Here is a 14,284-nt window from a genome sequence, read left to right as displayed (position 1 = left end):
TATATCACGAAGAAAACTAGAGGAAATTCGAGATGCGCCAGTAGTGGGAGGCGATCGGATCGGCCATCCATGCCAAGCCTTCGGTTTCTGTCTGGTGGATTGGCTGCCAGATGCCGTCATCCCCAAGCTTCAAGTACACTTCGTGATTGGGGGCTTGGTCGTGCACACCGACAATGTCAAAAATTCCATTGCGGTAAAATTTGGCGGACATTTCGTAGTCAATGGTCGGCGATGGCGTTAGCGGGTTGCCGACGCTATGGGTGATGAGGATATTAGTCTTCTGGATAGTTTCAGCCGAAATTTCTGCATGGATGTCTTCGCTAGAGGCAACGTCGGCTTTACGGAACTTGCGCCGCCAATCATAAGCGATGCTAGTGCCGACGTCTTTATCAAAGTCGAATTCACTTTGTTCTTTGTTCAAATTGAGTATGCTGTTGGTTCGTGTGCGGTAATGTTTTGATTCAGGATCAAAGCCGCGGTTATCGCCTTGGAAATAGCGGTTAGGAGATGTCAGGTTCGGGTTGCTCAGTACATCGTCAGGCAAGAATGTCGAATAACGAACATGCCATTTCAGTTTCGGCGGTTCGCCGGCCTCTTTTTCAAGCAAATAATTCAATGGAGCGATTTTTTTCGTCATCCAGAATTTTTCCATTGCTGTTTCTTCTTTGGATGACTCTGTGTTTAAAATCCCAAAAGCTTTTGCTGCTAGCGATTTGACCGTGGTCAAACGGCCTTCGGTTTCCTCTACGGGCCGCTTGCCACGGATCCAATAGGTCAATTCACGGTCTGCGGGTGCATTGCGGTCTGTGTATTGGGTCTTGCTAGTGACAGTTTTAAGTTCGCCGTCGCAAAAGATCTCGTATTCCTCAATGCCCTCAATCACTCCCCATGCCAAGGTGACGCGATTTTCAGAGACAATGGTCGTCAAGGCGATTTGCTCGAGCTGATTGATGCTATCGGGATTGCGCTTTTCTGTTCCGGTCAATAGTTTGAGGGCTGGTACCCAAATACCATCCGGTGATTGCTGCTCGATGGAATAGCAGAACAATTCGCTAGGGCTCAGCCCTTCATCCCGAAATGCGTGTTGCGTTCCTGTATAAACCGTGTCACCGTCTTTTTTGACCCTGTACACTTCGCCTGTTGCTGTCCAAGCGAAGTGAATCATGCTATCGGATTGTTCCAGTAAGTCGATATCCAGTTTGCCACTCATTGCAGCACCTCCATTGCTCTTATTGTTACAGGTATACCCGCTTGCTGGAGGCTTCGAACATATAAGCGAGAAATGCGAAACATTTGTTACATAATTTATATATTTCAGATAATTAAGAAACGTTATAATAAACTTAGAGAAAAAAACAATCGGCTCCAGGAAGCTCAAACTGGACAAGAGGGGAGACGGCGGATGATGCAGGAAAAGCTCAGGAGTTTCGACGATTTCGATGAAGCAGCTTCATATATTCTCCAAATTCTTAGCAGGCAAGCAAATATGAACAGCCTCTACATCTCCAAGCAAGAAGCTGGCGTCAACAAAGTCTTCAAAGTGCACAATACAAAGCATCATTTAATCGACGAAGGGGACGTTTCTCCGATTTCTTGCACACTGTCGAGCTTGAGTATCGAGCACGGTGCGGAAGCATTGGTCATCGAACGTTTGGGTGCGCATGAACTGACCCGCTCGCTTGGCATTGTAGACGGATTTGAAGAAGGTTGTTTTATCGGGGTGCCAATTTTGTATAGAGACGGCACTGTGTACGGCAGCATTTGTGGACTTGACGACGGGCCATGCGACTTGCCGGAGGATTTACCGTGTGCGTTCGAGGCGCTCTCCGCGTTATCGACTTATGTATTAGAGCTCGAACGGGCAAATGGACAAATTGAAACCTTGGCTGCGCCGATGGTTCCGATCGTTGAAGATGTCGCAATTTTGCCGGTCATCGGTGAAATCAGCGCCTCACGTGCACGTGCCATTATCGATCAAGTGATGCACGCTTGTACAGAAAAAGGAGTAGAGGTATTGATAATTGATGTATCGGGAGTGTCGCAAATCAATTCGCAGGTCGGGGAGTATTTACTGAAGCTTGTCAACGTCTTGCGGCTGATTGGTGTCCAACCGGTTATTACCGGTATACAGCCTTATATGGCCATCAAAGTTCCTCATTTTGCGCAGGCACTGAAAGGAACAATGATAGAAGCGAATCTTGAAACGGCGCTCAAACGCCTCGGCTTCAGCTTTCAGAAAAAGTGAATAAAAAAGCCGCATCCTGATTTGACCAGGACGCGGCTTTTTTTCCATCATTGCTCTTTGTCGAAAAATACATGCTTGAGTTCCCAGGTGTCACCGATTTCCAATAAGCCGAAAGAATATTGGGGCGCCATGCGCTTGTCGGTCGGTGAACCTGGGTTGAATAATGTGACGCCTTCGGTTTCACGCATAAGCGGTTGATGGGAATGGCCGAAGACGATGATGTCTACCTTCTCGCCTTCAAAGCTATCGAGCGCACGTTGTTCAGTCGTTTTGCGCATGCCGTCTCCGTGGACGACGCCGATGGTCAACTCGCCGAACGAGAAAGTTTTTTTCCGCCCGAAGCGGTCGACGATATCCCACGGGTCGACATTGCCAGCCACGCCGTCCGTTTCGGCATAAGCCGATAGTTCATGGTAAACATCAAGCGTTTGCCAATCGCCTGCATGGATGATAAAGTCAGCCCCGTCACAGGCGTCAACTAGCGGCTGTGGGAGTTTTTTCGCGCGGTTTGGAATATGTGTATCAGATACGATGACTATTTTCTTCATCAAATCGCCTCCAGGAAGTTTTGTTTCACTTTACCAAACTCTTTCCCATTCGTCTAAAAGTTGTAAAGCTTAGGGCTGGGGAAAAAGGGGAAGATAGAATGAAAAGGTCAATTTGGAGGGATAAACATGGGCATCGACATGAAGAAATTTATTGCATCAGGGGCAGCACTCGGGGCAGGGCTGATCTTGTTGAAAGCTTACAACGGCAAGAAGCGCAATGTATGGGTATATGAAGACAGCGATATGCGCAATAGCCACGACATCGATCATGAAGAAAGCGTCAACGCACCATATGACCATGCAGAAGAAGGGCTCACACAATTGGATTCGATTTACCGATCTGAATGGCAAGCGAACGCATTTCCACAAACGAAAAAGCAATTGGAAGACCTGGAGTCCTGATTCGCTGATGAAAAAACAGTTGTAAGGAGGCGCGCCAAATGGATGAACGGAAAGTCGTCTGTTATATTGCGACAAGTTTAGATGGTTATATTGCAGATGTGGAAGAAACTCTGGATTGGCTGTTGCATGTGGAGATGGACGGAGACGGGGGCTATGGGGCTTTTATTGAAACGGTGGATGCGGTTGTTCTCGGAAGGCGCACATATGAATGGGTAATGGATTATGAAAATGACAACTTTCCTTATGTCGATCAGCAATCATATGTGGTCACATCCCGACCGGAAGCGTCAAAAGGCCGGCTGACTTTTACTTCTGAGGATCCAGCGAACTTAGTGAAACGGCTAAAACAACAAGCCGGCAACACCATTTGGCCAGTCGGCGGAAGCTTATTGCTAGATCGCTTGTTGCAAGAAGACCTGGTCGACGAATTTATCATTTCGGTGGCCCCCGTGACATTAGGAGACGGCATCCCGTTATTTCAAAAAACACAACGAAGGCTCGATTTCACACTAGAAAGCGTGACAAAGCATGGGCAAATGGCGCAAATGCATTATAAAAGGCACCGAACTTGATCAATAGCTTCAATCTCAGGCGAGCCATAAGCTCGTCTTTTTTGTTTTTTTAAAAATATTACAGCTGACAATTCCTTAATATTCCTTTTTTTAGGTCTAAAGAATTTTCAAAACATAGAAAGGCCTAGCGAGTTGATGGAAAAATTCGAAAACAAAGTAACTCTGTCATGTTGTTTTCAACTTTTTCCAACTATATACTTTAATAAAGAATCTATTGTCGATTCTTGCCAAAAGAAAAGGAGAGGAAGCATGAAAACATTTAAAATGCTCTTATTTAGTGTAGCAACCATTTTCTTTTTAACATTTTCTCATTCAGCTGTTTCTGCTCATTCGCCCGATCTGCATGAAGGCGTATCCGGAAACGATGTAAAGGAATTGCAAGTGAAATTGCAAAAACTAGGGTATTTCCAGGTGGCTCCAACAGGATACTATGGATCGATCACCAAAAATGCGGTAGTTCAGTTCCAACGTGATTTTGGAGTGAGCGCAACCGGCTTTACCGGTCCGCAAACCCGGGAAAAGATGAAACAAGTGGATATGATGGCGCGCACTGTATACGGGGAAGCCCGCGGTGAAAGATTTGAAGGGCAAGTCGCAGTGGCTGCAGTCATTAAAAATCGTGTGAAGTCCAACGCATTTCCAAACAGTACATACGGAGTCATTTTCCAGCGCAATGCGTTTACTGCCGTTAATGACGGCCAATACTGGTTGACGCCGAATGCTTCTGCTTACCGCGCTGTGCGGGAAGCAACAAAAGGGTCGGATCCATCAGCCGGAGCAACATATTACTACAACCCGGTTACAGCAACGAACCAATGGATCTTCACCCGCACGACAATCAAAAAAATCGGCAAGCACGTATTTGCCAAATAACATAAAAAAGCCTCCGGAATCGGAGGCTTTTTCCAGGCTGTCGAGAAACTCTTGGCAACCGTGTTTTCCGAAGCTTACCACTCGCTTTCCACGGGCGGGAATCGAGCCTCCTCATCCGCTTCGCGGCTTGCGGGGTCTCTCAAACCCGCTATTCCCGTTGGAGTCGAGCGGACGCTTCTTCAAACACTAGGATACTTCATTGATTTTTGATGTAGTAAAAGTAACTCCATCATAGAAACATAGAAGATTTTCTACTTAATTCAACACTCTGAAAAAAGCCTCCGGAATCGGAGGCTTTTTCTTTACCCTTTGACGGCACCAGCCGTAATCCCGGCGACAAAATAACGCTGTAGGAAGACGTAGGCGATGACCATCGGCGCTGAGGCAATGATGACGCCTGTAAAGAGCATCGGGTAATTGGTGGAATATTGCCCTTGGAACTCCAGCAGTGCGAGCGGCAAGGTTTTGTAAGCATTATCCGTGATGAACAGCAAGGGATACAATAAATCGTTCCAGTGCATAACGAACAGGAAGATTGCGGTAGCTGACAGTGACGGCAAGGACAAAGGAATGGCTACTTTCGCAAACATCATCCAATTGCCTGCCCCATCGATCGTCGAGGCTTCAAACAATTCTCTCGGCAAGGTTTTCATAAAGCCGGTCAAGATGAAGACGGCGATCGGCAAGGTCGTTGAAATATTGACCAGTATTAAGCCGAGCAGACTGTTGGTCAGGCCCAAATCCAGCATGAGCGAGTAGAGCGGCACCATAATGACTTGTGCGGGCACCATCATGCCGAGCGTGAACACGCCGAACAGCACATTGCCGATCCAATTGTTCATGCGGGTAATGCCGAACGCGATCATGGCCGCAAACAAAAGCGTCAGCGAGACTGAAAACAGCGTAACGATGGTACTGTTTACAAAATAGCCGGCCATCGTCTGTTCTTGGAAAATCGAGATATAGTTATCAAATTTAAAGCCGCCTTCGGGCAGGCCGAGTGGATTGCGGAATGTTTCCTGAAGCGTTTTAACAGACGTCAATAAGACGACCATTATGGGGATCAGGATCAGCAGTGCGTAGACGAGCAGTGAAAATTTCCTGAATAGCAAAGTTACCGCCCCCCTTTCTAGTAAGATACCCGATCTGAGCGTAATGCTTTAAATTGCAAATACGTAATCAAGGCGATAATGACCATGAAAATGACGGAAATCGATGAGGCATAGCCAAACTGATAGCTTCCAAAGGCCACTTGATAAATATAGGTGGCAATAATTTCTGTTGAGTTGTTCGGCCCGCCACCGGTCATCGCAAACACCAAATCGAACGCTTTGAACGATTGGATGGTCGTATAGGCAACGACGATTGTCGCAGAAGGCGCGAGGAGTGGCCATGTGACGCTTTTAAAGGTTTGCCATTTGTTGGCGCCTTCAATCTTTGCCACCTCATACAGCTCTTCAGGAATCGCCTGAAGGCCGGCTACAAAAATGATCAGCATCTGTCCTGCATGGAACCACACTTGTGTGACGGCCAACGAGTAGATGGCAATATTGGCGTTGCCGAGCCAGTTCTGGGCCAGGAAATCAAGTCCGACAAGCGACAGGATCTGGTTCAAGATCCCCATCGATGGGTCGTAGATGAATGCCCAGATAAACGCGACCGATACAGAGGAAAGAATGGTCGGGAAAAAATAAAGCGCGCGTAAAAATACGTTTGTTTTGGTGTTCTTGATGACGATCAGCGCGAAAGCGAGGGCCACCAATGTCTGGAATACGACGACCGTCAGCATGAATTTCAAGTTATTGCCGATCGCTTTGCGGAATATGGAGTCGCCGGTAAACGCGCGGCTGTAATTGTCGATGCCGACGAACTGGAACGCCGCACTTAAGCCATCCCAGTCCGTAAATGAATAGAACAAGGCGCTAACGGTTGGATAAAGAAAAAACAAGCTATAAAGAACAAGCCCCGGAAGAAAAAATAAATAAATGGATTTGGACGTTTTCATAAATCAGCTATTCCCTGTTTTCCTCTACAATTTGCTGTGCTGCTTCAGCCGCCGCCATTGGGTCTTCGCCGCCAAGAACGTTTTCGATCGAGCTGAGGACGGCACTTTCAATTTGGGCATTTGTAATTAGGAAGCGAGGCTGGAAGCGTGTCGTGCGTTCGTCGATCCAATAAGCGGTATTCTGCAACTCTTTGGATTCGTACTCGACGCCACTAACGGTCAAATGCTGTCCGGTTTCATTGGCGTATTTGGAAGCCACTTCCGGCTGGCTCAAATAGTCGATGAACGCTTTCGCTTGATCTTTCTTCTCTGAGTTGCTATTGACCGCAAGCATGAACGTTGCCGTATTGATGCCTTCATACGTCGCTTCGCTTTCTTCTACAGTAATCGGGGCGAGCAGGTCCAATTCAAGGTCCGGGTTCAAGGCCAAGAGGGAAGTCATATGATACGAGCCGGTTGCGATCATCGCGGCTTCTTCATTGGCTACCATCGCCATGGCGGAATCTTGATTGGTGCCGAGCGCATTGTCTTGGATATAGCCTTTATCTGCAAGAAGTTTAAAGTCTTCGAGCGTTTTGACCCACCATTCGTTCGTCAAAGATTCTTCACCGTTTTGAAGTTTTTCGAAAATGTCTTCATCAGGTGCGTTGTTCATCATCATGCTGTTCATAAATTGGTTCGGCCCGATGTCGGCGCCTGGGAAAGCAATCGGTGTAATATCGTTTTCCAACAATGTATCGGCCATTTCCTGGAACTCTGTCCAGCTTTTCGGCACTTCAAGTCCTAATTCATCGAACATGCCTTTGTTATAAACCGGCATATTAAAGACCAATTGGTATGGCAATGCATATTGCATGCCGTCACTTTGGCCGACAGTGATTAAGCTTTCATCAAAATTCGAGACAAATTCTTCTCCGCTCAAGTCTTCAAAAAAGCCTGCACGTGCAATTGACTCAAATTGCGCCCCTGGGAATGAAGTGAAGACATCGCCAGTCGATCCTTCTTGGAGCATGCGCTGTGCTGTCGCTTGATATTGGTCGGACGGATAAATATTTTGTTCTACGCGAATATCAGGATTAGCTTCCTCGAAATCGGCAATAATTTCATCAAGCACCGCTTTATCTTCTCCGCGCCAATGCATAAAGCTAATTTGTGTCGTGTCGCCATCCTCGGAAGAGCCTCCGCCGCTTTCGCCTGCACATGCGCCGAGTATGAGCCCGGCTCCCACTGCGCCTGCAGCTAGCCAAAGTTTCTGTTTCATCAATTCTGATACCCCCTTTGTATTTTTTACCATCCCTACATTATTATTTATAACCCAAAACAGCGCATAAATACAGAATAATCTAATTAAAGATTCTCTTTCAGTTGACAGAATGCCCTGAATTCCATAAGATGGTCACAAGCTTTAGATTGCGCGATGCCTGTAAATTCACGAGGCCGCGAACAATTAGCCCCCATTAATCCAAATCGTTGAGTAAGAAAAGTAACGCACAGATCGCTTCTGACAGAGAGCCGGTGGCAGCTGGAAACCGGTGTAGCATGTGCGCGAATGGACTTATGAGTGATTCTTCGAAAGAGGATCCGTCCGCCCCGCGTTACTGGGGTGCAAGTGGAAGCGTAGAGCTTCAAGATGAGGTGGCACCGCGGTCGATCCGTCCTCTGTACGAAATGATTTTATTTCGTGCAGGGGACTTTTTGTATTCCGTTTTAAAGGCACGAGCGGATCGGCAGCAGATGCCCACAAGAAAGAGGAGTTGAGCAGAGATGAGAAGAGACATGCAAATCCGCAAAGTAGAAGGAGATTCGTTGACGCCGATTATGGTGTTTAATAATTTGGAAGGTCCTTTTAAATGCTTGCTGGAAAGTTCGCTGAAAACGAGTGCCAGCGGCCGCTATTCATTTATCGGCGCAAATCCGTCAAAAGCGTTTATCGGCAAACAACAAAAACTCGAAGTGGTCGATTACCGCAGCGGCGAACGCTCGATGCAAACCGGGCGTCCGCTTGAGCTCATCAAAGAGCTCATGCCACAAGACGACAGAGATGTCGAAGGGCTGCCCTTTACAGGCGGTGCCATCGGTTATATCGGCTATGACGCCATTCAAGTCTATGAACCGGTCGAAAGTGCGCGCAAAGACAGCTTGAATATGCCGGACATTCACTTGCAGCTATACGAGACGATTGTCGTTTTCGACCATGTCCGCCACGATGTAACGGTCATCTCATTCGAAGGCCGGGCAGATGAAGTCGTCGCGCAGCTCGAGCAAACTAGTGAAAAAGAGCAGACCGACCAGCCGGAAACCTTGGCATTTCAGTCCGCAACAACAGCTGAGCGGTTCCGTGAGCAAGTCGAGCTTGCGAAAAAGGAAATCCGCAAAGGCGAGGTCTTCCAATTGGTGTTATCGCAGCGCTTGTCTGCCGATTACAAAGGCGATGCCTTTACGCTGTATCGGAAGCTGCGCAAGCAAAATCCATCTCCATACCAATTTTTCATCGATTTCGGCGACTATGCCGTAGTCGGGGCCTCGCCTGAAAGTTTGCTGACGATTCGTGGCGGTGAAATGGTTACCAATCCGATTGCCGGCACAAGAAAGCGCGGTAAAACGGAAGCCGAAGACACGGCGCTTGAAAAAGAGCTGCTGGCGGATGAAAAAGAGCGTGCTGAGCATCAGATGCTCGTCGACCTCAGCCGCAACGATGTCGGCCGCGTCGCCAAAATCGGTACGGTCGCAATTCCGAAATACATGGTCATCGAGAAATATCAGCACGTCATGCACATCGTCTCGGAAGTGACCGGAGAATTGGGTGTGGCGATGCATCCGCTTGATGCGCTCGTCTCCTGCCTCCCGGCGGGAACAGTGTCCGGTGCACCGAAAGTACGAGCTTTGCAGCTTATCCAGCAGTTCGAGGAAGAGCGTCGCGGCGTATACGGCGGGGCTGTCGGTTACCTTGCCTTCAATGGCAATCTAGACGTCGCTCTGGCTATCCGGACCTTTGTAGTGAAAGACGGTACGGTGCACGTCCAAGCGGGCGCAGGCATCGTCTATGATTCCGAGCCGCAAGCTGAATACGAAGAAACGCTCCACAAAGCACGTTCTTTGACGGAGGTGTTCGGATGATTCTCTTGATCGATCATTTTGATTCATTTACCTATAATATATATCAGTCAATCGCAGCACTCGGAGAACAAGTCGAAGTCGTCCGCTACGGTCAATTGAGCATCGAGGAAATCCGGGCGAAAAATCCAGAAGCCATCATTTTGTCGCCCGGCCCGGGACATCCGCGCGACGTGCCGGAATCGCTTGAGCTGATCCGCACAGGCTATCGCGATGTGCCGATTCTAGGCATTTGCCTAGGGCAGCAATTGCTCGGCGAAGCTTTTGGCGGAAACGTAACGGAAGCACCGGTCATTCGCCACGGAAAAGTGTCCGACCTCACTCATTGCGGGACGGATATATTTGCCGGCATGGCAAAAACCGTACCCGTGATGCGTTATCATTCGCTTGCACTGGAAAAGCCGTCTTTGCCGGAGTGCTTCGAGATTCAGGCCGAAGCGCTTGATGACGGTTCGATCATGGCGATCAAACATAAAGAATATCCGGTGTACGGACTGCAGTTTCATCCGGAGTCAATCGGCACGCCGGAAGGAGATCACATGATGGCGAGATTTATCGAGCTGGTCCGTGAAAACCGGCCGGCTAAACAATCCGCTGGAAACAAATAAACGACAGAAAAAGGCTGCCCACTCATGTGGGCAGCCTTTTTCTATTCAATCCCGTACTACCGGCATCGTACAGCAACGGAACGCGCCTCCGGATTTGATGATTTCCGAAAAGTCCACTTCGATGACAGCGAAACCATGATCCCGCAGTTGCGCATTGACTTTTTTGTTTTGCGGCTGGCTAAACAGGCGCCGGTTGCCGATCGATAATACGTTGGTACCGAGCTTGAACTGTTCGTCCGCATCGACGTGTATGAGTGTATAGCGCTTTTCGAGCATGGCGATGGTCTCGTCTTCAAGTGCTTCCGGGAAAATGAGCGCTTCTGTCGGAGACAGTACATTGAAAACGCAATCGAGGTGCAAGTATTTTTCTTTGAGATGAATAGGCATCACTTGGTAGTCCGGCACATGTCGTTGAAGCTCATGAATGGCTTCTTGGGATGTGCGGCTGCTGATACCGATATAAACGGTATCGCGATCGACTATGACATCGCCGCCTTCAATGCGGTGACCCGGCACGTGCTGAAACTGGATACGATGGTCGGTTAACCAGTTTTGCAAAACCTTCTCTTCTCCTTGCCGTACGCTTTCAGCCATTTCACTAATAAAGACGGTGTCTCCGATTGTAAAGCCGATATCTCGCGTGAATACTTGCTCCGGATACTGTTCAGCTGCTTCTAGGAAGGTCGTATTGACACCTGCTGCTGTCAGCGCGTCGACAAATACCGTATGTTGGCGGAGGGCTTCCGTTACGTCAATGTTTTCTTCTTTATAGCGTTTTTGCACATCATTGATCACATCAGTAATTTTCATAAAGCGTGGCGGGCACAGTAATACATGGCGCAAGGCATCATATTCACTGCGGCAATGGGCCGCTGGCAGTTGTTGGGCATCAGTCGACATAATGGGTTCCTCCAAAGAACATTATTTTACAGTTCTATTCCTTTTTCGCAACGACTCAAAACCTGAAAAAGCAAGAGTGGGCATATTTGTTTCACGGATAGCCGATTAAAGTCTTAGCTAGTCACTCTTCCGAAAAGCGGCGGACGGAAGGATCGGGGTGTGCAGCGACCCATTTGGACAATGGATAAATGAGCAGGCTCTGCAGCACAATTGACAAAATCACCGTACCAAATGCGATCGATAAAATATGTTCAAGCCCTTGTGCTTCCTGTGCTGCAAGGCCAAGTAGCAAGGATACAGCAACAGTTCCTTTGATGCCGGAAATGGTGATCAATAGCAGTTCGCTCCATTGAAAACGGCGTCGCCAGGTTGGGACTGTTTTTGCTGCTGCGGCGAGCAAGAGGAACCGTACCAGCAAGGTCAACAGGAATACCGTGATGATGATGGGCCACTGCTGCCATTGGATAAATGTTAAAAATTCCAAACCAATCAACAAGAAGATAAGGGCAATCAGCGCCGGTTCAACAACTTCCCAAAAACCGTCCAGGTGGTTTCTGTAAGCTTGTTCAAGCGACTCAGCACTTTTTTCAAGCTCATAGGACAAGGTTAAGCCGGCGGTTATAACCGCTAGTAGGCTAGCGAGATGAAGGTGTTCGGCGAAATAAAAGCTCGCATAGGCGAGCACGATGCTAAGCATCACTTGATAATGGCGGTCGTGGAGAAGGTGGATTGCTTTGGAAAACAGCCAGCCCAAAACGAGTCCGATTGCAGCGCCCCCCAGCACTTGCAGGAAAAAGTCACTCATGAAAACAAAGGGGTGGATGGCTTGCCCTGAAAAGAATAAAGCCGATGCGGCGGTGAACAAGGCGATGCTTGTCCCGTCACTGGCGAGCGATTCCCCTTCGACGAGCTCTTCAATTTGTTTATCTTGCCCACTTTTTTGCTGAACGGAAATCACCGTTACTGAATCGATCGGCATCAATAGCGCCGCCATCAATAAGGCACCGCCAAAAGAAAGCGAAACGAGTCCGATTGCGTGAATCGAGGAAGCCAATAAAAAGACACCGGCAATCAAGCCAACCGTACTGAGTACAACAATGAACCATTTATTCTTTTTCAAATGCTTCACGTCAAACTGATAAGCAGCCGTAAACAGCACCGCCGGCAAAAACCAGTCATGGATCAGTTCTTTAGAAGCCATGGTGCCTGAGAAAAAAGGCAGCAGCGATAAACAAATCCCGATAATCACCAGAACCATCGGAACCGGAAAGCGCTTTTTCTTTTTGTCGAGGGCAAACACTAAAAACCCAGTGAACAATAAAATGATGACGTGCAATAACTCCATAGAAAACCCTCCTCGGCAATAAAGCCATTAGTTGGGATTTTCCCGTTTTTCCTTGGGCTAAACGACAGCTGCAAACCAGGCGTGATAAATACGGTGCAATTTTTCCAATAATTTATGCGATAAAAAACGGACGCCCTGTTGGGGGCGTCCGTTTGATATTAGTCGCGATAAAAAACTTTATCGACATTGTATTTCGCTTGTCCGGTATTAATGAGGTAAGTCTCATAAATTTCCCGTTCCATCGGATCTTCTACGATGGAAACCGCAATGCGATGTACTTCATCGCGGTGGTTTTTCAAAGGCGATACATTGTCTTCAAAATGCTTTTTCACTCGTTGGCGCAGCTTGCGTGCTTTGCCGACGAACAATAATTCACCGCTATGGTTGAAAAATTGGATGATGCCGCCTTTGTCGCGAGGAATCTCATGCAAATCGATAAAACCGTACATCGGTTTAATAATCGCTTCGTCGCCTTTAACCTCTTGTTTGCGCTGAACGATGGTAATATCAGCTTTTGGTGGTTGAATATTAATCATGTTATCACGTCCTCTATTATCGTAAAGCTAGTCTACCATAGAAACGCCGTGAACGCCATCCGCCTCAGGGTTACAGGCGGTCGAGTTCTTGTGCAATTTCGGCTTCGCCTTGCAGGATTTCAAAGACTTTTCCGTAAGTGTTTTTGCGGTCGACGACTTCGGCGAGTGTTTTCGCGACGTCGGCACGCGGAATGGAACGGCCTTCGAAAGAGGTGAAATGTGCGTTTGCTTCTATATGGCCGGTTTTTTCTTCATCCGATAACGGACCTGGGCGCACGATTGTATAGTCGAGACCGCTTTGTTCGAGAAGGTCGTCCGCTGTGCGCTTTGCCACCAAATAAGGCTTCATGGCTTCTCCGCCAGCATCGGGATCGTCTGAACCGACCGATCCGAGTTGGACAAAACGTTTAACGCCTTTTTCCTTCGCGTACTCAGCCGCTTTAACAGAACCCCATAAATCGATGGTCAATGTTTTATCTGCGCCTGTTTTCGGACCGGAGCCTGCAGCGAAAATGACCGCATCCACATCTTCGAATGCATGGCTGAAATCCTTTTCCAAGTCGCCAAGGACTATTTTCTTCGCGCCGCGTTTTTCCATTTCTTCGCGCTGCTCTTCTTTGCGGATCATGGCTACCGCATCATGGCCTTTTTCCGTTAATTCTTTTACAATATTGCGGCCCACTTGGCCGTTTGCTCCGAGAACTAATACGTTCATTAAAATCCACTCCTAATATTATGTCTGTTCGTTGTTTTCCCGTATTTGTGCTGGCTAAACGCCAGTGAGTTGAGGCTGTGCTATCCAAATGGCCTTCGACAAGCTAAAATGGAACTATGGAGGTGTAATAATGGAAATCATAAATCATGAAGTTAGAAAATTGAATGACCCGACCGGAATCCTAGAAGGTGACCGCTACGAATACACCTTGGCAATCGAAGTCGAAGAAGACGATGAGCTATACCGTTCCGGCGGTTTGGAACTGCGTTTGATTCTGGCTGTAAATGAAGGGGAGGCGCGCATCGCTTCTTATCATTTCAACGATAAAGAAACCGAGCAGCCTTTGGATTTTGCTTTGGATGAAGAGGAAGAACAGGAAATCCTGGCGTTCTGCAAAGAGCGCACCGAAGCATAAACCGCA

At 47.9% G+C, this 14,284-nt stretch carries 16 protein-coding genes and 1 other annotated feature; of the genes, 7 read left to right on the top strand and 9 right to left on the bottom strand.

All coding sequences use genetic code 11. From position 1 onward, the window contains the following. Nucleotides 1-16 precede the first annotated feature (16 nt). Complete coding sequence (locus tag ACFO5U_RS01945; protein WP_377276203.1) at nucleotides 17-1,210, bottom strand: DUF3238 domain-containing protein; 1,194 nt, start codon at nucleotides 1,208-1,210, stop codon at nucleotides 17-19. A 276-nt stretch (nucleotides 1,211-1,486) separates the two neighbouring features. On the opposite strand from ACFO5U_RS01945, the gene ACFO5U_RS01940 reads away from it, so the two are divergent. Further along, on the top strand, nucleotides 1,487-2,245 hold the full coding sequence (locus tag ACFO5U_RS01940) for an STAS domain-containing protein (RefSeq protein ID WP_377276201.1): 759 nt from the start codon (nucleotides 1,487-1,489) through the stop codon (nucleotides 2,243-2,245). A gap of 47 nt (nucleotides 2,246-2,292) precedes the next feature. Here the strand turns inward: ACFO5U_RS01940 and ACFO5U_RS01935 are convergent, their stop codons facing one another. Beyond that, entirely contained in the window at nucleotides 2,293-2,793 is a 501-nt protein-coding gene (locus ACFO5U_RS01935; RefSeq protein ID WP_377276199.1) for a metallophosphoesterase family protein, read from the bottom strand. Nucleotides 2,794-2,919: 126 nt separating this feature from the next. On the opposite strand from ACFO5U_RS01935, the gene ACFO5U_RS01930 reads away from it, so the two are divergent. The 3 genes from ACFO5U_RS01930 to ACFO5U_RS01920 all read left to right on the top strand — a co-directional run bounded on the left by ACFO5U_RS01930 (nucleotide 2,920) and on the right by ACFO5U_RS01920 (nucleotide 4,640). Further along, nucleotides 2,920-3,195, top strand: a complete 276-nt coding sequence (locus ACFO5U_RS01930; protein WP_377276198.1) for a hypothetical protein — start codon at nucleotides 2,920-2,922, stop codon at nucleotides 3,193-3,195. A 38-nt stretch (nucleotides 3,196-3,233) separates the two neighbouring features. After that, the gene (locus ACFO5U_RS01925; protein ID WP_377276196.1) at nucleotides 3,234-3,767 is read left to right on the top strand and encodes a dihydrofolate reductase family protein; all 534 of its coding nucleotides are present in this window, start codon (nucleotides 3,234-3,236) and stop codon (nucleotides 3,765-3,767) included. A gap of 249 nt (nucleotides 3,768-4,016) precedes the next feature. Further along, nucleotides 4,017-4,640: a cell wall hydrolase gene (locus tag ACFO5U_RS01920; RefSeq protein WP_377276195.1), complete on the top strand. Its 624-nt coding sequence runs from the start codon at nucleotides 4,017-4,019 to the stop codon at nucleotides 4,638-4,640. 302 nt (nucleotides 4,641-4,942) lie between these two features. Here the strand turns inward: ACFO5U_RS01920 and ACFO5U_RS01915 are convergent, their stop codons facing one another. From ACFO5U_RS01915 to ACFO5U_RS01905, 3 genes are read right to left on the bottom strand one after another with little or no spacing between them, the layout of a single operon-like run. Then, nucleotides 4,943-5,752, bottom strand: coding sequence for a carbohydrate ABC transporter permease (locus ACFO5U_RS01915; RefSeq protein WP_377276193.1), 810 nt, complete (start codon nucleotides 5,750-5,752; stop codon nucleotides 4,943-4,945). Nucleotides 5,753-5,769: 17 nt separating this feature from the next. Then, a complete protein-coding gene (locus ACFO5U_RS01910; protein ID WP_377276192.1) occupies nucleotides 5,770-6,645 on the bottom strand; it encodes a carbohydrate ABC transporter permease in 876 nt (291 codons plus the stop codon). Between the two features lie 7 nt (nucleotides 6,646-6,652). Beyond that, the gene (locus ACFO5U_RS01905) at nucleotides 6,653-7,906 is read right to left on the bottom strand and encodes an ABC transporter substrate-binding protein (protein ID WP_377276190.1); all 1,254 of its coding nucleotides are present in this window, start codon (nucleotides 7,904-7,906) and stop codon (nucleotides 6,653-6,655) included. A 200-nt stretch (nucleotides 7,907-8,106) separates the two neighbouring features. Continuing rightward, nucleotides 8,107-8,308: a binding site (T-box leader), on the top strand. 101 nt (nucleotides 8,309-8,409) lie between these two features. Between ACFO5U_RS01905 and trpE the strand changes: the two genes are divergently transcribed. Then, nucleotides 8,410-9,762, top strand: a complete 1,353-nt coding sequence (gene trpE, locus ACFO5U_RS01900) for an anthranilate synthase component I (RefSeq protein WP_377276188.1) — start codon at nucleotides 8,410-8,412, stop codon at nucleotides 9,760-9,762. Beyond that, nucleotides 9,759-10,367: an anthranilate synthase component II gene (locus ACFO5U_RS01895; protein WP_377276186.1), complete on the top strand. Its 609-nt coding sequence runs from the start codon at nucleotides 9,759-9,761 to the stop codon at nucleotides 10,365-10,367. The genes trpE and ACFO5U_RS01895 overlap by 4 nt, the downstream gene beginning before the upstream one ends. Before the next feature lie 45 nt (nucleotides 10,368-10,412). Here the strand turns inward: ACFO5U_RS01895 and ACFO5U_RS01890 are convergent, their stop codons facing one another. From ACFO5U_RS01890 to ACFO5U_RS01875, 4 genes are all read right to left on the bottom strand, one after another. Beyond that, a complete protein-coding gene (locus ACFO5U_RS01890) occupies nucleotides 10,413-11,267 on the bottom strand; it encodes a dimethylarginine dimethylaminohydrolase family protein (protein WP_377276185.1) in 855 nt (284 codons plus the stop codon). A 121-nt stretch (nucleotides 11,268-11,388) separates the two neighbouring features. Continuing rightward, nucleotides 11,389-12,612, bottom strand: coding sequence for a cation:proton antiporter (locus ACFO5U_RS01885; protein ID WP_377276183.1), 1,224 nt, complete (start codon nucleotides 12,610-12,612; stop codon nucleotides 11,389-11,391). A gap of 158 nt (nucleotides 12,613-12,770) precedes the next feature. Next, nucleotides 12,771-13,148 carry a nucleotide excision repair endonuclease gene (locus tag ACFO5U_RS01880; protein WP_377276181.1) on the bottom strand — a complete coding sequence of 126 codons (378 nt, stop codon included), beginning with the start codon at nucleotides 13,146-13,148 and terminating at the stop codon, nucleotides 12,771-12,773. A gap of 70 nt (nucleotides 13,149-13,218) precedes the next feature. Beyond that, nucleotides 13,219-13,863: an SDR family oxidoreductase gene (locus ACFO5U_RS01875; RefSeq protein WP_377276179.1), complete on the bottom strand. Its 645-nt coding sequence runs from the start codon at nucleotides 13,861-13,863 to the stop codon at nucleotides 13,219-13,221. A 130-nt stretch (nucleotides 13,864-13,993) separates the two neighbouring features. Between ACFO5U_RS01875 and ACFO5U_RS01870 the strand changes: the two genes are divergently transcribed. Beyond that, the gene (locus tag ACFO5U_RS01870) at nucleotides 13,994-14,278 is read left to right on the top strand and encodes a DUF6509 family protein (protein ID WP_377276177.1); all 285 of its coding nucleotides are present in this window, start codon (nucleotides 13,994-13,996) and stop codon (nucleotides 14,276-14,278) included. Nucleotides 14,279-14,284: the final 6 nt, after the last annotated feature.

This window comes from Planococcus dechangensis, from assembly GCF_042654465.1.
GTDB lineage: Bacteria > Bacillota > Bacilli > Bacillales_A > Planococcaceae > Planococcus > Planococcus dechangensis.
The sequence above is the reverse complement of the archived record's forward strand: the minus strand, read 5'-3'. Positions and strand labels throughout refer to the sequence as shown.